At 70.4% G+C, this 18,482-nt stretch carries 18 protein-coding genes; 12 read left to right on the top strand and 6 right to left on the bottom strand.

The genetic code is table 11. From position 1 onward, the window contains the following. Positions 1 to 5: 5 nt before the first annotated feature. Entirely contained in the window at positions 6 to 353 is a 348-nt protein-coding gene (locus ACFQ6S_RS03460; protein ID WP_383404296.1) for a sodium:proton antiporter, read from the top strand. Continuing rightward, positions 353 to 2,113, top strand: coding sequence for a complex I subunit 5 family protein (locus tag ACFQ6S_RS03465; protein ID WP_383402788.1), 1,761 nt, complete (start codon positions 353 to 355; stop codon positions 2,111 to 2,113). The genes ACFQ6S_RS03460 and ACFQ6S_RS03465 overlap by 1 nt, the downstream gene beginning before the upstream one ends. Before the next feature lie 4 nt (positions 2,114 to 2,117). Here ACFQ6S_RS03465 and ACFQ6S_RS03470 read toward each other — a convergent pair whose 3' ends face one another. Continuing rightward, a complete protein-coding gene (locus tag ACFQ6S_RS03470) occupies positions 2,118 to 2,780 on the bottom strand; it encodes a DUF4230 domain-containing protein (protein ID WP_383402789.1) in 663 nt (220 codons plus the stop codon). A gap of 142 nt (positions 2,781 to 2,922) precedes the next feature. Here ACFQ6S_RS03470 and ACFQ6S_RS03475 point away from each other — a divergent pair, with 142 nt between their 5' ends. Next, positions 2,923 to 4,113 (top strand): cytochrome P450, encoded by a 1,191-nt coding sequence (locus ACFQ6S_RS03475; protein WP_383402793.1) that lies wholly within the window; start codon positions 2,923 to 2,925, stop codon positions 4,111 to 4,113. A gap of 100 nt (positions 4,114 to 4,213) precedes the next feature. Continuing rightward, entirely contained in the window at positions 4,214 to 5,167 is a 954-nt protein-coding gene (locus ACFQ6S_RS03480; protein ID WP_383402795.1) for a ribose-phosphate diphosphokinase, read from the top strand. 45 nt (positions 5,168 to 5,212) lie between these two features. Here the strand turns inward: ACFQ6S_RS03480 and ACFQ6S_RS03485 are convergent, their stop codons facing one another. Both ACFQ6S_RS03485 and ACFQ6S_RS03490 read right to left on the bottom strand, forming a co-directional pair. Next, positions 5,213 to 5,593 (bottom strand): anti-sigma factor antagonist, encoded by a 381-nt coding sequence (locus ACFQ6S_RS03485; protein WP_383402798.1) that lies wholly within the window; start codon positions 5,591 to 5,593, stop codon positions 5,213 to 5,215. Between the two features lie 153 nt (positions 5,594 to 5,746). Next, positions 5,747 to 6,184, bottom strand: a complete 438-nt coding sequence (locus tag ACFQ6S_RS03490) for a MarR family winged helix-turn-helix transcriptional regulator (protein WP_383402800.1) — start codon at positions 6,182 to 6,184, stop codon at positions 5,747 to 5,749. A gap of 103 nt (positions 6,185 to 6,287) precedes the next feature. On the opposite strand from ACFQ6S_RS03490, the gene ACFQ6S_RS03495 reads away from it, so the two are divergent. Continuing rightward, positions 6,288 to 7,739, top strand: coding sequence for an aldehyde dehydrogenase family protein (locus ACFQ6S_RS03495; RefSeq protein WP_383402803.1), 1,452 nt, complete (start codon positions 6,288 to 6,290; stop codon positions 7,737 to 7,739). A gap of 25 nt (positions 7,740 to 7,764) precedes the next feature. Next, the gene (locus tag ACFQ6S_RS03500; protein ID WP_383402805.1) at positions 7,765 to 8,871 is read left to right on the top strand and encodes an NAD(P)-dependent alcohol dehydrogenase; all 1,107 of its coding nucleotides are present in this window, start codon (positions 7,765 to 7,767) and stop codon (positions 8,869 to 8,871) included. A gap of 70 nt (positions 8,872 to 8,941) precedes the next feature. Here the strand turns inward: ACFQ6S_RS03500 and ACFQ6S_RS03505 are convergent, their stop codons facing one another. Further along, entirely contained in the window at positions 8,942 to 9,892 is a 951-nt protein-coding gene (locus tag ACFQ6S_RS03505; RefSeq protein WP_383402808.1) for an NADP-dependent oxidoreductase, read from the bottom strand. 71 nt (positions 9,893 to 9,963) lie between these two features. Between ACFQ6S_RS03505 and ACFQ6S_RS03510 the strand changes: the two genes are divergently transcribed. From ACFQ6S_RS03510 to ACFQ6S_RS03535, 6 genes are all read left to right on the top strand, one after another. Continuing rightward, entirely contained in the window at positions 9,964 to 10,926 is a 963-nt protein-coding gene (locus tag ACFQ6S_RS03510) for a GlxA family transcriptional regulator (RefSeq protein WP_383402811.1), read from the top strand. A 266-nt stretch (positions 10,927 to 11,192) separates the two neighbouring features. Beyond that, positions 11,193 to 12,902 carry an ATP-binding protein gene (locus ACFQ6S_RS03515; RefSeq protein ID WP_383404298.1) on the top strand — a complete coding sequence of 570 codons (1,710 nt, stop codon included), beginning with the start codon at positions 11,193 to 11,195 and terminating at the stop codon, positions 12,900 to 12,902. A 4-nt stretch (positions 12,903 to 12,906) separates the two neighbouring features. Then, positions 12,907 to 13,317, top strand: coding sequence for a roadblock/LC7 domain-containing protein (locus ACFQ6S_RS03520; protein WP_383402813.1), 411 nt, complete (start codon positions 12,907 to 12,909; stop codon positions 13,315 to 13,317). Beyond that, a complete protein-coding gene (locus ACFQ6S_RS03525) occupies positions 13,314 to 13,685 on the top strand; it encodes a DUF742 domain-containing protein (RefSeq protein WP_383402816.1) in 372 nt (123 codons plus the stop codon). Before ACFQ6S_RS03520 ends, ACFQ6S_RS03525 begins: the two co-directional genes overlap by 4 nt. Further along, positions 13,666 to 14,271 (top strand): ATP/GTP-binding protein, encoded by a 606-nt coding sequence (locus tag ACFQ6S_RS03530; RefSeq protein WP_383402819.1) that lies wholly within the window; start codon positions 13,666 to 13,668, stop codon positions 14,269 to 14,271. Before ACFQ6S_RS03525 ends, ACFQ6S_RS03530 begins: the two co-directional genes overlap by 20 nt. Next, entirely contained in the window at positions 14,268 to 15,515 is a 1,248-nt protein-coding gene (locus tag ACFQ6S_RS03535; protein WP_383402821.1) for a cytochrome P450, read from the top strand. Before ACFQ6S_RS03530 ends, ACFQ6S_RS03535 begins: the two co-directional genes overlap by 4 nt. 114 nt (positions 15,516 to 15,629) lie before the next feature. Here ACFQ6S_RS03535 and ACFQ6S_RS03540 read toward each other — a convergent pair whose 3' ends face one another. Both ACFQ6S_RS03540 and ACFQ6S_RS03545 read right to left on the bottom strand, forming a co-directional pair. After that, entirely contained in the window at positions 15,630 to 16,661 is a 1,032-nt protein-coding gene (locus ACFQ6S_RS03540) for a 7-epi-alpha-eudesmol synthase (protein WP_383402824.1), read from the bottom strand. A 180-nt stretch (positions 16,662 to 16,841) separates the two neighbouring features. Then, on the bottom strand, positions 16,842 to 18,476 hold the full coding sequence (locus tag ACFQ6S_RS03545; protein WP_383402827.1) for an amidohydrolase: 1,635 nt from the start codon (positions 18,474 to 18,476) through the stop codon (positions 16,842 to 16,844). Positions 18,477 to 18,482: the final 6 nt, after the last annotated feature.

Genomic DNA, 18,482 nt, shown 5'->3' on the forward strand with positions numbered 1-18,482 from the left:
CCGTGATGGACGTCGTGCCGTACCTCGTCGCCGCATGGGTCTTCCTCGTCGGCTGCTACGGCCTCGCCACCAGCCGCAATCTGATCCACGCCGTCGGCTGTCTGTCCGTGTGCCAGTGCGGCACCTATGTGCTGCTGCTGGCCGTCGGTTACCGCGACGGCGCCACCGCCCCCGTGTTCTCCGACATCGAGCCCGGCTCACGCCCCGTCGTCGATCCGGTCGTCCAGGCTCTGGCCCTGACCGATGTCGTCGTCGGCGCCACCGTCACCGCCCTTCTCCTGGCTCTCGTCATCCAGGTCGCCAAACGGCACGGCACCGTCGACCCGGACGAACTGACGGAGCTGCGCGGCTGATGAACGACCTGCTGCCGCTGCTCGTCGCCGTTCCGCTCCTCGGAGCCGCCCTGCTGGTCGCGGCCGGACGCTTCCTGCCCCGTGTCCTCGCCGAATCGCTGGGCTGCGCCGTCTCGGCGGGCACCGCAGGGCTCGCGATCGTGCTGCTGCTGAACTCCTCGCCGCCGATGGCCGAATGGGCCGGCGGCTGGACGCCCGTCGACGGCCGCAGCGTCGGGATCGTTCTGATCGGGGACGGCCCGGGGCTCGGCATGGCGGCCCTGGCCTCGCTGCTCACCCTCGCGGCCCTGGTCTACTCCTGGCACTACTTCGACGAACCCCCGCGCCGGCACGCCGGCTCGTTCCCCGCGCTGATACTGCTCTTCCAGGCCGGCATGTGCGGATTCTCGATCGCGGGCGACCTGTTCAACGCGTTCGTGTGGTTCGAGCTGATGAGCGTCGTCGCCTACGCGCTGACCGGCACCCGGGTCGAGGAGGCCAAGGCCGTCCAGGGCGCGCTGACCTTCGCGGTCGTCACCTCCCTCGGCGCGTACGCCATGCTGATGGGCATCGCGCTGCTCTACGCCCGCACCGGCGAGCTCGCCATGGCGCAGATCGGCCGCGGCCTCGACGCGCACGGACCGCCGGACGCGCTGGTCCTCGCCGCCTTCGTCCTCGTCCTGACCGGCCTGCTGGTCAAGGCGGCCGCGGTCCCCTTCCACTTCTGGCTCCCGGACGCCCACGCCGTCGCCCCCACCCCGGTGTGCATGCTGCTGTCGGGCGTCATGGTCGAACTCGGCGTCTACGGCGTCTGGCGGGTGTACGGCACGGTCTTCGCCGGACCCGGCGGCATCCCGGCGGCCGACCTGGAACGCGTGCTCCTCGTGCTGGGCGCGGTGACGGCGGTCATCGGCGCGGTGATGTGCTGGTACCAGCGGCACATCAAGCGGCTGCTGGCGTACTCGACGGTCGCCCACACCGGGCTGTTCCTGATCGGCATCGGCGTGCTGAAGCCCGAGGCCGACGACGGGGTCGCGCTGTACGTCCTCGGGCACGCCGGGGTGAAGGCCGCGCTGTTCGCCTGCACGGGCATCCTCCTCGACCGGTACGGCAACGTCGACGAGCACGCCCTGCACGGCAGGGCCCGGGAACTGCGCGGCGTCGCCGTGCTGTACGCCGTGGGCGGCCTCGCACTCGCCGGGCTCCCGCCCTTCGGCACCGGGTTCGGCAAGGCCGTCACCGAGGAGGCGGTGGGCGGCCCGCTCACCGTGCTGTACGTCACCGCGTCCGCCGTCACCGCGGGGGCGGTGCTGCGGGTCGCGGCCCGGGTGTTCCTCGGGCTCGGCCCGGCACCCGAGGACGGCACCGAGTACGAGACGACGGGGATCGAAGAGCGGCCCGAGACCCGGCACCGGCTCGGCCGGATCCCCGACACCATGACCGCCGTCCCCGCCGTGCTGCTCGCCGGGGCGCTGGCCGTCGGCCTGGCCCCCGGGTTCGGCGAGGTGGTGTCGCACGCCGTCAACGAGGCCGGGTCCGGCGGTGCCGTGGTCCCCGCACCGCACTGGAGCCCGGCCGGTGTGCTGCTGGACCTCACCTCGACGGCGCTGGCCCTGGGGCTCGCCGCCGTGGCGGTCACCCGGCCGGGGCTGCTCGCGGCCCCGGACCGGGCACTGCCGTTGAGGCGGCTGCAGTCCGGGCATGTCGGGGACTACGTGGCCTGGCTGCTGGTGGGCGCGACCGTGCTCGGGGCACTGGCCCTGCCCGGACTGCTGTCCTGAGGCATCAGGCCCCGTAGGTCACCTTCACCTCCTTGAAGCCGAGGGAGTGAAGCAGTCCTTCGAGCATGTTGGTGGTGTTGGTCTCCGCGCGTGTGGTCAGCCCGCTCTGCTTGGCGGCGTCGCCGATGTGCCGTACCGCCAGCTTCTGCACGGCCTGTTCGCCGTTGGGGTTGTCCGAGAAGAGGTCGCCGAGCCGGTCGAGCAGACCGCGCTGCTTGGAGACGGCGTAGGAGCGGTCGGGGTCGAGCGACGGTTTGCCGAGAGCGGCGTGCGGCAGGCGAAGGGTGGCGGACGTACGGTCGCCGTTGACCGTGACGTCGTCCTCGCCGACCTTTCCGAGGTCGACATAGGCGTCCACGGTGCCCGCGCCGACATACAGCGTGCGGGTGCCGCGGATCGCGTCGGGCAGGAACTTGGCGTCCTTCTCCAGATCCACGACGATCTGGAAGTTGCCGGAGGCGGCGTCGTAGCGGCTCATGTCCTGGATGGACTGGAGCAGCGCGGGACCCGAGCGGTCGTTGGTCTCGGTGCCGAACAGGTCCTTGAGGCCGGGGATCACACTCAGCCGGATCCCGGCGAAGAAGACGACGAGCACGAGCACGAGGGCGCTCACCGCCTTCGCCCAGCCGGGCATGCGCTTGTTGATGCGCCTGATGGGAGTCGTCATGTCGACGTCCCTCCTTCCCTGCTGTTCGGATACCCCCAAATCCCTTCTCGGACCGGTTCGTTGTCCGATTGCCGCCGCTGACCGGAGCAGGGGCGGCGCACTAGCGTGGTGACCGCCCGTACCGGCGCGTCTGGAGTCCCGGATGAGCGCAGAGAGCACCTCCCGGCCGCTTCCGCCCATGCATCGCGTCCCCCTTCCCGAGCCCGGCCCGCCCCGGCTGGGCACCCTCGCCACCGGCACCCCGGTGTGGATCGTCACCCGGTACGCCGAAGTGCGGCAGGTGCTGATGAGCCCACGGTTCGACCGGAGCTCGCTGCACGCGCCGGACGCCCCGCCCCTGCTCGTCGTACCGAATCTGCTGGACGCCCCCGACGGACTGCTCAACCAGGACGGCACCGCCCACCAGCTGCTGCGTGGCACGGTGCAACGGGCGTTCACCCCCCGGGCCATCGCCCGCTGGCGCCCCTGGGTCGCCTCCGTCGTCGACGCGCTGCTCGACGACTTCGCCGGGCACGACCGCCCCGCCGACATCGTCGAGGGGTTCACGCGTCCGCTGCCCGTCTCGGTGATCTGCCGTCTGATGGGGCTGGAGCACGTGGACCGTGAGCGCATACGGCACTGGGCCGACCACGCCCTGTCCGGCGGCGCCCACACCGCAGGGGAAGTCGGCCTGGCCATGCGCGAGTTCGGGGACTTCGCCGGTGCGCTGGTGGCCGAGCGGCGCCGCGCACCCGGTGACGACCTGGTGAGCGGGCTGGTCGCGGCCGGGGACGAGCTCAGGATCGACGAGCGCCGGCTGGTCGGTCTGGTGTGCGGACTGGTGGTCGCCGGGCACGAGACCACCATGACGGCGCTCGGCAACGCCGTCGTGTATCTGCTCACCGACGGGCGGGCCGCCTGGGCCGGGCTCGCCGAGGACGGGGACGCGGCGGCCACCGCGACCGAGCAGTTGCTGCGGACCATCCCGCTCAGCGAGGGCCGGGTCCTGCCCGGTCTGATCCGCCGGGCCGTCGAGGACACCGAGGTCGGTGGCGTGCTGATCCCGGCGGGCAGCGTGGTCGCCCTGCAGACCAACTCGGCCGGCCGTGATCCGGAGGCCTTCCCGCCGGGCGAGCCCGATCTCTTCGCGCCCCTGACCTCGCCCGGCATCGCCTTCGGTGCCGGCGCCCACCACTGCCTGGGCGCCTGGCTCGCCCGACTGGAGCTCGAACTGGCTCTGCACCGCCTCGCCGTCCGCCTTCCCGGCCTGCGTGCCGAGTTCAGGACCGAGACCGTTCAGTGGCGGGAGGGGCAGATGACACGGAGCCCGCGCCGGTTGCCCGTGTCGTGGTGAGGCGATCACCACACGCCGTGCCCGCCCACGAGCCGCAACGTTTCTGCAGACGTCAGTAGCATGAGTCCGCCACCCGGAATGATCATGCGAGGAGCGGATCGTGCGAGAGATCGCCGTGTTCAGCGGTAGTGCCCACCCCGAACTTGCGGCAGAGGTCTGCTCTCACCTGGGGGTGCCGCTCAGCCCGACCCGGGTGAGTCGTTTCGCCAACGACTGCCTGGAGGTACAGCTTCAGGCCAACTGCCGGGAACGGGACGTCTTCCTGATCCAGCCCCTGGTCAGGCCGGTGCAGGAGCACCTGGTCGAGCTGCTGCTGATGTGCGACGCCGCACGCGGGGCGTCCGCGAGCCGGATCACCGTGGTCATGCCGCACTACTCCTACGCCCGCTCCGACAAGAAGGACGCGCCGCGCATCTCCCTCGGCGGCCGGCTAGTCGCCGACCTGATGGTCGCGGCCGGAGCGAGCCGCGTCCTCGCCATGACCCTGCACGCCCCTCAGGTGCACGGCTTCTTCACGGTGCCGGTCGACCACCTGCACGCGCTGCGCGAACTCGCCGTGCACTTCCGGCAGTACGACCTGACCCGCACCACCGTCGTCTCGCCGGACCTCGGCAACGCCAAGGAGGCCGCCGCGTTCGCACGGCTGATCGGCGCCCAGGTGGCCGCCGGGGCCAAGCAACGGTTCGCGGACGACCGGGTCACCATCAGCTCGGTCATCGGCGATGTGACCGACCGGGATGTCATCATCCTCGACGACGAGATCGCCAAGGGCAGTACCGTCCTCGAACTTCTCGACCGGCTGCGGGAGTTGGGGCCGCGCTCGATCCGTGTCGCCTGTACGCACGGCCTGTTCGCGTCGGGCGCGCTGAAGCGGATCGGCGAGCAGCCGGACGTACTGGAGATCGTGTGCACCAACACCGTGCCGATTGAGACGGAGGAGCGCACCGAGAAGCTGCGGGTGCTCTCGATCGCTCCGGCGCTCGCCGAGGCGGTACGTCGTATTCACAACGGGGAGTCCGTCAGCGCCCTGTTCGACGCGCCCGGAACCGAATAGACGGCAAGACTGGGCTCAGTGCCCTCATCGAGGCGGCTCGACCCCTCATAATGTGCCGGACCTGGCCTCGGGCTGGCCCAGGGCCGCGTCCGGCGTCGGATGCGGGGGCAGCAGCCGCGACAGGCCGGTGATCCTCAGGACGCGCAGGGTCAGCGGGTGGGTGCAGACCAGGTGCAGCTGCCCGCCGTGCTCATGCACCCGGCTGCGGGCGCGGTACAGCAGGCGCAGTCCGGAGCAGTCGAAGAACTCGACGCTCCTGAGGTCGATCACGATCCGCGCTTCGGGGTGTGTCGTCACCCGGTCCAGGTACGGGGCTATCTCCACCGCCGCGGCGATGTCGATCTCGCCCAGGAACTCCAGCACCGTGTGGTCCCGGTGCCGGTGGACGCGCAGATGCCGGCTGAACGGCGCATGATCCTGCTGCACTACGACATCGCCTCCAACCTGTTCACTTGAGGCGGGCTGCTCAAATCCAGTCCCCGCACTGCAAGTTACCCTCGATCGAGCGAATCTGAGCATGTTCGATTGACATATGTCTTTGAATTGCGACAGATGATTCGCCCGATGTTCGGGACGTGGCTACGACAGCGCGTGCCAGGCCTTCGACAACGCCTGGCGGAACTGCTCGGTCTGATGGGCCGTGAGGTCGCGCACCATCCGCTCCTCCAGCTCCCGCACCGGCCCTTCGTGCCGGGCGAGCAGCTCGCGGGCCGCGTCGGTCAGCAGGATCAGCAGCTCCCGGCGGCTGTCCGGATTGCGCTCCCGGCGGACCAGCCCGCGGTTCTCCAGGCTCCGTACGAGATCGGCGATCGACTGGGCCGTGACGAAGGAGTCGCGGGCCAGCTGTGCGGCCGACAGTCCGTCGTGCCGCTGAAGCACGGTGAGCGCCGTGTACTGGAGTGCCGTGATCCCGGACGGTCTGACCAGCTCGTCCAGGTGTGAGCGGACGACGAGCTCCACCTGTTTCACCATGTAGAGCAGCGACGGTGGTGCCTTGGTTGCCTTGGCGTCGAGCATGCGTTCAGCCTAGAGCATTGACAGGAATCCTGTCTGTAATGAGACTGCGAACACGCAGGAATCCTGTTTGTTGAAAGCTTGGCGACAAGGCTGAGGAGTGGCGATGACCACCTTCGAGATCGAACCCGGTCGGCTGTTCATCGGAGGCCGGTGGTGCGAGGCCGCCGACGGAGCGCGCACCGAGGTGGTCGACCCGTCCCGCGGCACGGCCGTCACCACCGTCGCGGACGCCGGCGTCGCCGATGTGGACGCGGCCGTGCGCGCCGCGCGGGAGGCCTTCGACGACGGCGCCTGGTCGGGGCTGAGCGGTCGGGAGCGCGGCAGGGTCCTGCACCGGATCGCCGAGCTGATCCGGGAGAACGCCGACCGGATAGCCGAGCTGGAGAGCCGTGACGTGGGCAAGCCGATCACGCTCGCCCACGCCGTGGACGTCACCAACGCCGCCAATGACTACGAGCACTTCGCCGCCCTCGCCCACACGCTCGACGGCTCCGTCCGCGACACCCCCATGAACGCCCTCGCCTACGTCCGGCGCCGGCCGATCGGCGTGGTCGCGGCGATCACGCCGTACAACTTCCCCTTGATCCTGGCCGGTTCGAAGATCGCCCCGGCGCTCGCGGCCGGCAACACGGTGGTGCACAAGCCGGCCGAGGAGACCCCGCTGAGCGCCCTGTACATGGCGGAGCTGTTCAAGCGGGCCGGTGTACCCGACGGCGTGGTCAACGTCGTCACCGGCGGCCCCGCGGCCGGCGAGGCGCTGCTGCGGCACTCCGGGACCGACAAGGTCGCCTTCACCGGCTCGACCTCGGTCGGCCGGAAGGTCGCGGCCCTCGCCGGTGAGTCGCTCAAGCCGGTCACCATGGAACTCGGCGGCAACGCGGCCCACGTCGTCTTCGAGGACGCCGACCTGGAGAAGGCCGTCGGCGCGATCATCAAGGGCTTCGTCTTCAACACCGGGCAGTTCTGCATGGGCGGACCCCGGCTCCTGGTGGCGCGCCAGGTCTACGGCACCCTGCTCGGCATCCTCGCCGACGCCGTGCCCGGCGTGCCGCTCGGCGACCCCCGCAAGCCCGAGACCGTCATCGGCCCGATGGCGGGGGAGCGGCATCTGCGCAAGGTCGAGGAGTACGTCGAACTCGCCCGCAAGGAAGGCGCCCGTATCGTCTGCGGAGGTGAGCGGCTCGATCTGGACGGTGGCTACTACTACCGGCCCACCGTGATCGCCGACCTGCCGAACGACTCCCGGGTGGTCCAGGAGGAGATCTTCGGCCCCGTCCTCACCGTCCAGCCCTTCGATTCCGAGGACGAGGCGATCGAGCTCGCCAACTCCACGCCGTACGGACTTGCCTCGGGCGTCCAGACCGGCAACCTGGCCCGTGCGCACCGTGTCGCCGACCGGCTGGACGCCGGCATCGTCTGGGTCAACGACTGGGCGATGCTCGACCCCGCCGTCCCCTTCGGCGGTGTCAAGGACTCCGGGTTCGGCCGCGAGTACGGCCCCGAGGCGCTCGACGCCTACACCACCACCAAGTCCGTCGTCGTCTCGCTCGACTGAGCGCCCTCGCCAAGGAGTTCCCGCGATGTCCATCCCCACCCGTGCCGCCGTCGTCGAGTCCGGCGGAGCGCCCTTCACCCTCTCCGACGTCGAACTCGACGAGCCCGGACCGCACGAGGCCGTCATCCGCATGGTGGCGACCGGCCTGTGCCACACCGACCTCGGCGTGGCGAGCGGCGGACTGCCCTTCCCGCTGCCCGGTGTCCTCGGGCACGAGGGCGCCGGCGTCGTCGAGGCCGTAGGCTCCGCCGTGACCGGCGTCGCGCCCGGTGACCATGTCGTGCTGTCGTTCACCTCGTGCGGGGAATGCCGCAACTGCCGGGGCGGCCACCCGGCGTACTGCGCGACCTGGCTGCCGCTGAACCTCATCGGCGGGCGCCGGGCCGACGGCAGCGGCACGATCAGCCGGGGCGGCGCGGAACTCGGCGGCCACTTCTTCGGGCAGTCCTCCTTCGCCGAGCGGGCGCTGGTGGATCAGCGCAGCCTGGTGAAGGTCGACCCCGATGTACCGCTCGCCTCGATCGCCCCGCTGGGCTGCGGGGTACAGACCGGAGTCGGCGCCGTCTGGAACGTACTGCGGCCGGTCACCGGCAGCACCGTCGTCGTCCTGGGCGCCGGAGCCGTCGGTCTGTCCGCCGTCATGGCGGCCGCGCTGACCCCCGCCGGCAACATCGTCGCCGTGGACCGGGTCGGCGAACGCCTGTCGCTGGCCAGGGAGTTGGGTGCCACCCACACCGTCGACGCGGCCGAGGCCGACCTCGGTGCGGCGCTCACCGAGATCACCGGCGGCCAGGGCGCGGACGGCGTCGTGGAGACCACGGGCAACGTCGGCGTCCTGCGCCAGGGCGTCGACGCGCTCGCCGCCCGCGGCACCCTGGTCGTCGTCGGCGCCCCGCCGTTCGGCACCGAAGTCACCCTGGACGTCAACGGGTTGCTCGGCGGCAAGCGCATCGTCGGCCTCACCCTCGGCGACGCCGAGACGCAGACCTTCATCCCGGCCCTGGTCCGGCTGGTGAAGGAAGGACGGCTCCCGCTGCACCGCCTGATCAGCACCTATCCGTTCACGGACATCGACCAGGCGGTACGCGACATGGGCGCGGGCAAGGCGATCAAGCCCGTGCTGACCTTCTGACCGAGTCGACGGACTCGGTCGAACGGACTCGGTCGACCTGGCTCAGCCGACCTGGCTCAGCCGACCTGGCTCAGCCGACCGTGAGGACCAGCTTGCCCGCCGTCCGGCCGGTGTCGCCCAGCGCATGCGCCTTCGCGGCATCGGCCAGCGGGAAGGTACCGGCGATCGTGGGGCGCAGCTTCCCCGCCTCGACCAGCTCCGCGATCGCCTTCATGCCGCTGTGCGAGGCGTCGACCAGCATGCGCAGCGCCCGGACACCGAGCCGCTCGGCCTCCGTGTGGAAGTCCTCCGAACCCACCGGCAGGATCGAGACGACGATGCCGCCCGGCCGCAGCACCCGCAGCGAGCGGGTGGAGACGTCGCCGCCGAGGGTGTCCAGGACGACGTCGACGTCCTTCACCGCCTCGGCGAAGTCGGTCTCCCGGTAGTCGATCGCCTCGTCGACACCGATCTCGCGCAGGAAGTCGTGCTTGCCCGCGCTCGCCGTGCCGATCACGTACGCGCCCCGCGCCTTGGCGATCTGCACGGCCACGTGGCCGACGCCGCCGGCCGCGGCGTGGATCAGCACCCGCTGGCCCGGACGCAGATCGGCGTACTCGACCAGGGCCTGCCACGCGGTCAGGGAGACCAGCGGCAGCGCGCCCGCCTGGGTGTGGTCGATCGAGGCGGGCTTGTGCGCGAAGGTGCGGGCCGGGGCCGTGACGTACTCGGCGTGCGAGCCGTGGCCGAACGGGTAGGACAGCATTCCGAAGACCTCGTCACCGGGCTGGAACCGGGCCACGCCGATCCCGACCTCCTCGACGACGCCGGAGACGTCCCAGCCCAGGACGAAGGGCGGCTCGCCCAGGAAGCCGCCGGTCGCGCGGTGCTTCCAGTCGGTCGGGTTGACGCCGGCGGCGCGTACCCGCACCAGTACCTCGTTCGGGCGCGGCGTCGGGCGCTCCAGTTCCACTTCCTTCAGGACCTCGGGGCCGCCGAGGGCGTCCTGGCCGATGGCTCGCATGGTGTTCACAGTGCTCATGGTGAACCAGCCTGCCGTGCGCCGCCGCACAGGAAAATGGCATGATTGCCAACCTTCGATAGAATCGTGCCATGGATGGTGACGGGCGAGTGGAACGGGTCGTGGTGCTGGCGCTGGACGGCGTCTACCCCTTCGAGCTGGGCATCCCCAGCCGGATCTTCGGCGCGGCCGACGGCCGGTACGAGGTGCTGACGTGCAGCGTCGACGGCCGGCCGGTGGGCAGCAACGCGGACTTCACGATCGGGGTCCAGCACGGCCCGGAGATCCTCGCCACGGCCGGCACCGTGGTGATCACCTCCATCGCCGACTCGTACATTCCCGTCGAGCTCTCCGCCGAGGTCGCCGCCGCGCTCGCGTGGATCCGCCCGGACGCGCGCATCGTGTCCATCTGCACCGCCGCCTTCGTGCTCGCCGAGGCGGGCCTCCTCGACGGACGCAGGGCCACCACCCATTGGCGGGTGACCGATCTGTTCAGACGCCGTTACCCGCGGGTCGACCTCGACCCGGACGTCCTGTTCGTCGACGACGGCCGCATCCTCACCTCGGCCGGCGCGGCCTCCGGGGTGGACGTGTGCCTGCACATCGTCCGCACCGACCATGGCAGCGAACTGGCCAACACCGTGGCCCGGCGCTGTGTGGTGCCGCCCTTCCGGGACGGCGGCCAGGCCCAGTACATCGAGCAGCCGGTCCCGCAGAGCGGCGCCGCGAGCACCGCCGCCACCCGTGCCTGGGCCCTGGAGCACCTCGACGAGCCCCTCACCCTGACCGACCTCGCGAGCCATGCCCGGATGAGCCTGCGCACCTTCGCCCGCCGCTTCAACGAGGAGGTCGGCCTCAGCCCCGGCCGCTGGCTGATCCAGCAGCGCGTCACCCGCGCCCGCCATCTGCTGGAGTCCAGCGACCTTCCGGTCGACCGGATCGCCGGCCAGGTCGGCTTCGCCACCTCCGCCTCCCTGCGCCAGCATCTGCACGCCGCGATCGGGGTGTCACCCCAGACGTACCGCCGCACCTTCCAGGCGACCGCCGCCCACTGACCACGAAAGCCCTGGCGGCGGGTGGTCGTTTTGGTCAACTGTTCAGGTCCGTAAAGGCATTTGTCGATTTACGTTCCCTTGGCGGACAGTGACGGAACCCTCACGTCCGCCTAGCCTTGCGGTTGATCCTTTTGCGTTCAAACCCGATAAGCTCCCGTGCAGCGCTGCGAGTTGAGTCGGTCGTGAACGGTCGTCTCGCGGTGCGTACTCATGAGTGCGATCGCCTAGCACACCCCCCTGTTCGATCGTCGCCTCGAAGGATGCAGATGGAACTCGCCACACCGCCGCCGGCGGCGCGGCCCCCTGTCGCCTGGTACAGCTGGTGGCTCATGCCGCTGGCTTTAGGAGGTGGGACCGTTGCCGCCACTTTCATGAGCTCGGAGCGAATAACCACCGCCGTCGCCGGTGTCGCGGCCACCACCGCCAGCTCCGTGTGCGTACGCCTGTTGCTCCGCACCCGGGCACAGCTTCGCCGGTCCGAGGGCGAGTTCCGCACCTCGCAGGCCGAGCACTCGCAGCAGTGGCAGCAGCATGTGGCGGGCCTGGAGCGGAAGTTCAGCGCCGACCGCGCCGCAATGGAGGGCCGCCTCGCCGAGCAGTCCGGGGCCTATGAGGCCCAGCTGTCCGAGCAGACCCGGGCATACGAGGAGCGACTGGCCGAGGAGAGCGGCTCCTACGAGGAGCGGATCGCCGCCCAGGCACAGTCCTACGAGGCCCAGCTCGCCGACCAGGCCGAGGTCTGGCAGGACCAGCTGGCCCACCAGCTCGCCGCCATCACCCGGCTCGCCGACGAGCAACTGCCCGACGCGCTGCGCCGGCTGCGCGAGGGCGACTCCATCGACGACGTTCTGCCGAGCGTCAACCAGTGCGCCAAGGTCAGCGCCGAGCTCCAGGCCAACCTGCGCAAGGTCCTGCGTACCTCGCTGATCGGCGTCGAGACGGAGTTCAACCGCTCCACCTCCGCCGAGCAGGCCGTGGTCGGCATCGGCAACCGCATCCACGTCCTGACCAGCAAGCTGCGCGGCCGGCTGCACGACCTCCAGGGCGAGCACGGCCGGCTGCCCGCCGTCGCCCGGGGTCTGATGGAGCTCGACCAGGCGATCGGCCCCGCCGACTGCCTCGCCGCCAGCATCAGCGTCCTCGGCGGCTCGGACCGGCCCGGCCGGCAGTGGCAGGAGCCGCAGCGCCTGCTGAGCGTGGTCCGCGGTGGCATCGGCCGGATCAAGGACTTCCACCGGATCGACGTACGCCACCTGCCCGAACTCGGCGTCGACGGCGGCCTGGTGGACCACCTCACGCTGATCTTCGCCCACCTGCTGGACAACGCCGCCCGCTACTCGCCGCCCACCGAGCCGGTCGTCGTCTCCGGCAAGGAGGTCCCGAACGGCGTCGGTATCGAGATCCAGGACTCCGGAAAGGGCCTGAGCGAGGAGAAGAAGCGCGAGGCCGAGTACGCCCTCACGGGCACCGTGCCCGGCGCGGGCCTCGGCGGCATCTCGGAGGACGCGAACATCGGTCTGCGCGTCGTCGGCATCCTCGCCCGCCGGTACGGCATCCGCGTCACCTTCGCGGACTCGCCGTGGCTCGGCACCTCGGTGGTGGTCGTGGTCCCGCACAAGTACTTCAGCCCGCTGCCCGCGGCCGCCTCCGCCACTTCGGCACCGGCCGCTGCGACGGCACAGGCCGGTGGCTCCGCTCCGGCCCGCGAGCCGGTCGTCGCCGAGTCGGCCCCGGCCGACTCCGACGACGCGGTGGACACCACGCCCGGCGGCCTGCCCCGGCGCCGCAGCAGGCGGCACGAGGTGGTCGAGCGACCGGAGCGCAGTGAGGACACGACGTCCGTCGTCGCCGTTCCGCCCGACGCCTCCTTCGCGGGCCTCGCCGCCTTCGCCTCCGCGGGCCGCGAGCCCGGTGAGGAAGGCGCGACGGCCGACGGCCGCGAGTCCACCGAGCACCGCACCGAAGAGAGCGACTAGTCCCATGACGCAGCAGGGAACCGACGTGAGCTGGGCGCTCCGCGACCTGGTGGAGAGTATTCAGGAGATCAACTTCGCACTGGTGGCCTCCAGCGACGGCAAGGCCATCACCTCCTACGGCGCCGAGGACCCCGACGACGTCGACCGCTTCGCGGCCGTGGTGGCCGGACTGCAGGCGCTGGCCCAGCCGGTGGCCGAGCAGTTCCCCAAGTACGCGGGACAGCTCAGGCTGGCGATGATCGAGGTCGACGGCGGCCATCTCTTCGTCGTACGGGCCGGGGTGGAGACCTATCTCGGCGTCCTCGCCCGGGAAGGCCTCGACCAGGGACTGCTCGGTCATCAGATGAGGGACCTGGCCCGCAGGATGGGCGAGTTGCTCGGCACCACGCCGCGCATGGAGGAGCACTCTGGATGAGTGCTCCCCGCCGGTCCACGAATCCGTCCGGTCTCGAACGCTTCTACGTCCTCACCAAGGGGCGTAGCGGACCGGGCGGTTCGGCGTCGAGTCTCGACGTGGCGACCCTCATCGTCTCCCGCACGACCCCCGTACCGGGGATGCAGCACGAGCACGAGGAGATCCTCCGGCGCTGCCGCGATCCGCTGTCGGTGGCCGAACTCGGCGCCCACCTCGGATTGCCCTTCAACATTCTCGCGGTGCTGCTGACGGATCTGCTGGAGGCAGCCCGTGTCGAAGCCCGTGACCCCATCCCGGCGCACTCCGCCGGCCGCGGGCCGGACCTCGCGCTCCTTGAGGAGGTACTCAGTGGACTTCAAAGGCTTTGACCAGCCCGGCGGACCCGGTGCCGGGGGCACCCGCTCGGTGAAGGTGATGATCGCCGGCGGATTCGGCACCGGGAAGACCACCATGGTCCGCTCGGTGAGCGACATCAAGCCGCTCACCACCGAGGAGACCCTCACCCAGGCCAGCGTCGACGACGATCACCTCATCGGCGTCGCTGACAAGACGGAGACAACCGTCAGCCTGGACTTCGGCAAGATCAGCCTCAACGAGAGCCTGACGCTGTACCTGTTCGGCACGCCCGGCCAGGAACGCTTCTGGTTCCTGTGGAACGGCCTGTTCAAGGGCGCGCTCGGCGCGATCGTCCTGGTGGACACCCGGCGGCTCGACTCCAGTTTCCGGGCGATCGAGGAGATGGAGCGGCAGGACGTCCCGTTCGTCGTCGCGCTGAACGTCTTCCCCGACTCCAAGGAGTACCCGGTCGAGGAGATAAGGGACGCCCTCGACATCTCCCCGCACACCCCGGTCGTTGCCTGCGACGCCCGCGACCGGGCCTCCAGCCGTGACGTCCTCGTCGCCCTGATACGTCACTTGAAGGAACGCTCCGCCGTCGCCCTGGAGTCCCGATGAACGCCCAGCCCTTAAACGATCCCGATACGCCCCGCGGTTGCCCCGTCGCACACGGCGAGGACATCACCCGGCTGTACGGGCCAGGTGTGGCGACCGACCCGCACGGCGTCTACGCGCAGCTGCGCAAGGAGCACGGTCCCGTCGCGCCGGTCCTCCTCGACGGCGATATTCCCGCGTGGCTGGTGCTCGGTTACCGGGAGAACCGGAGGGTGCTGGACAACCCTCTCCAGTTCGCCCGGGATTCACGGATCTGGCGGGACTGGAACGAGGGCCGGATCGACGCCACCTCGCCATTGATCCAGGTGCTGGGCTGGCGACCCGACGCCGTCTCTCAGGACGGCGAGCCGCACCGAAGACTGCGGGCGGCGGTGACCGACAACCTGCAGGCCATGACCGGCCGCGGCATCCGCCGTCATGTGACCCACTACGCCAACAAGTTGATCGACGCCTTCATCGACGACGGCCGTGCCGACCTGGTGGCCGACTTTGCCGAGCACCTGTCGATGCTGGTGCTGTGCCGGGTCTTCGGGCTGGCCGAGAACGAGAGCCGCAACCTGGCGGAGTCCTGCAAACTGGTCCTCAACGGAGGCGCGGAGGCGCTCGAACACAACGAGCGCGTCATGACGATCCTCGCCGACCTCGCCGCCCGCAAGCGCGAGGAGCCGGCCTCCGACTTCACCACCGGACTCATCGACCACGGCGCGGGCCTCGACGAGGACGAGATCGTCAGCCACCTGCGTCTTGTGCTCATCACGGCCCACAACATGACCAGCAACCTGCTGGCGCGGGTGCTGCAGCTGGTCCTCACCGACGAGTCGCGGTTGTCCGGACTGGTCAGCGGTCAGCTGAATGTCTCCGCGGTCGTGGAGGAGGTGATGTGGAACACCCCGCCGCTCGTCGTGCTGCCGGGGCGTTTCGCGACCGCAGACATCGAACTCGGTGGCTGTCCGATCAAGGAGGGCGACCTGGTGGTGCTGGGCCTGGCGGCCGGCAACGTCGACCCCGAGATCCGGCCGGACGCCGGGGTCTCCGTTCAGGGCAACCAGGCACACCTCGCGTTCAGTTCGGGTCCGCACGAGTGCCCCGGGCAGAACACCGGTCACTCCATCATCGAGGTGGCCGTGGACATCCTGCTGCACCGGTTGCCGGGTCTGCGTCTGGCCGTACCGCCGGAGGAACTGACCTCGACCGCATCCACCTGGGAGTCGCGGCTCGACAGCCTGCCGATCGAGTTCCCTGTCTAGATCGGGAATGCAGGCTGGACACCCTGCCGATCAGGTTCCCCGCACGACGGTCACAAGCGAGCCGTCCGGCCGGTTTGTCCCGGCCGGACGGCTTCGTCGCTCAAGGTGCATTCCCTATACGGCCAGCAGGTCGTCCACGGACCCCCGACCCGCCAACTCGGCGGCGACCGCGGGTCCTTCCTTGGCCGAGCTGTATCGGCCCGACACCAGCGCCCACTCGTAGTTGCCGTTGATCCAGTGCTGGATGGCCTCCACGCCCATCCGCACCTCGTCGCGGGCCTTGGCGTCGAGGTCGAGTTCGTCGCACATCTGCGGGACACTCGCCTCCAGTTCGAGGTACTCGTCGAGGCAGGCGACCGTCATCCGGTACGCCTCGTCGGCCGCTTCCTCCCATGAGCAGCGCCGCTCCCGGTGCAGCACGGCGATCAGGTTGTGGCCGTCGCCTCGGCGCTTCTCGCGCTCGAAGGAGTGGATGTCGTTCATGAAGCCGATGGTGTCCGCGGCGAGGTCCCGCATCCGTTCCATCAGCGGATGTGCCATCACCTGCGCGGGCACCACGAAGCGACGGCTGCGCTCGCCCGCGTCGATGCTGTGGTGGATGCCGACGGTACGGCGCCGGAAGATCGCGTACTCGTCGAGGTCCAGCGTGCCCTCCAGCCCACGGGCCGCCAGGTCGACCTCCTCGCAGTGCGCCACCAGGAACCGGCCCCAGGAGGCGGCGAACCGCGTCTGCCATGTCAAGGGCATGCCATCCGAGAGATGCTTCCAGACCTCCGACCAGGCCAGGGTGATCGGGCAGGTCACGCGGGGCTGAGTACCCGCCGGGCGCAGCGGGGTGATGATCAGCTCGCGCGCGACCTCGGCTATTCGGTCGGCACGGTCCGGTTGGTTCGCGTCGAACTGATCGTCGAAGAGGAAGGCGAGGGAGAACCAGTTCATCAGGACGACCATGTCGTCCGCCGAGGCGTGCGGGTAGGTGCGGGCGGCGGCCTGAGGCAGGTCCCAGGACTGGTACTCCTCGAACCCTGCCTGGCTGCGGATCAGGCCCATGTCCCAGATCCAGCGCAGATGGCGTGCCCGGGCGTATTCCAGATGCTCGTTGACGGGGGTGTCGAAGGGGAGGTCGAACCGGACGTCCTGAGGCATGTGCTTCCTTTCGGGAGGCGGCAGCGCAGAGTCCCCCCGGCCCTGCGAACGGGCGGTCATGACGACCGCCCGTGCACTCGAACTGGGCTTCGCGGTACGAAAGTTGAGCCGAGAAGCGGTACGAGACTGCCCAGAGCGTAAATGATCTACGCGTGACCGGACCGTGATATCCGTTACTGCTCACGACTCATGAGCTGCGTATACTCGCGCGCCCCCCACGTATGTCAGCGCGACCCGCGTGCCGGCGATCTCCTCGACCGGCCCGTCGAACGGATCGCGGTCCAGGACCACGAGATCCGCCAGCGCTCCTGCACGAATCTCGCCCGTGTCGTCGAGGTGGTTCACGTACGCCGAGCCGGCCGTGTAGGCCGTGAACGCCTCGGCGAGTCCGATGCGTTCGCCGGGCAGGAACACCGGCGTGTCGCCGCGGTCCGGTGCGACCCGGTTGACCGCGACATGGATGCCGTGCAGCGGATCGGGGCTGCTCACCGGCCAGTCGCTGCCCGCCGCGAGCCGTGCGCCGGAGCGCAGCAGCGCGCCGAACGGGTACTGCCACGTGGCCCGTTCGGGTCCCAGGAACGGGATCGTCAGCTCGTCCATCTGCGGTTCGTGGGCGGCCCACAGCGGCTGGATGTTCGCCGTGGCCCCGAGCCGGGCGAACCGCGGCACGTCGGCCGGCTGGACGACCTGGAGATGTGCCAGGTGCGGTCGCGTGTCGCTCGCCCCGTTCGCGGCGCGCGCGGCCTCGATCGCGTCCAGTGCGTCGCGTACCGCCCGGTCACCCAGGGCGTGGAAGTGACACTGGAAGCCGAGCGCGTCCAACTCGGTGACGTACTTGGGCAGTTGCCCCGCGTCGATAAAGGCCGTGCCCCGGTTGGCGGTGGCACAGCCGCACTTGTCGAGGTACGGGTCCAGGAGCGCCGCGGTACCGGTCTCGGCGACTCCGTCCAGCATCAGCTTCACGCTGCCCGCGCGGAACCGGCCGTGGCTCAACGCGGCGCGCCGTTCGACCAGTTCGGGAATCTGCTCCGCGCCGCGCTCCCGGTCCCACCACAGCGCGCCGACGACACGCGCGGTCAGCGAGCCGTCCCGCGCGGCCGCCAGATACGCCTGCGAGGGGTCGTCCATGCCGAGGAACTCGCCGACCAGCGCGTCCTGCCAGGCGGTGATGCCTAGGGCATGCAGATGCCGCTGGGCGTGCAGCAGGGCCGCCACCCGGTCGGCAAGCGTGGCGGGCGGGGTGAGCCGTCCCACCAGCTGCATCGCCCCCTCCTGCAAGGTTCCGCTCGGCTCGCCGGAGGCGTCCCGGTCGATCCGCCCGTCGGCCGGGTCGGGCGTGTCGCGCGAGATGCCCGCCAGCGCGAGGGCACGGCTGTTGACCCAGGCGCCGTGATGGTCACGGTTGGGCAGATACACCGGCCGGTCCGGCACCACCGTGTCCAGGAGTTCCTTCGTCGGCGTACCGCCCTCGAAGGCCTCCATCGACCAGCCGCCACCGGTGATCCACTCCCGCTCGGGGTGCGCGTCGGCGTAGGCGCGCACCGCGGCGAGCGTGTCGGCCGCCGTCTTCGCCTCCGTCAGATCGCACTGGCCGAGCTCCAGCCCGGCCGGCACCGGATGCACATGCGCGTCCTGGAACCCGGGCAGCAGCAGCCGCCCGGCGAGGTCCACGACCTCGGTCCGTGGTCCGGCGAGATCGTGCACCTCCTCGCGCCCTACGGCCGTGACGCGGTCGCCGGTGACGGCCACGGCGGTCGCGGTGCGGCCCTCGGGGGTGAGGACGGGACCGCCGGTGAAGAGAAGATCTGCGTACATGTTCCT

It is taken from the genome of Streptomyces sp. NPDC056479, from assembly GCF_042795335.1.
In the GTDB taxonomy this organism is placed as follows: Bacteria; Actinomycetota; Actinomycetes; order Streptomycetales; family Streptomycetaceae; genus Streptomyces.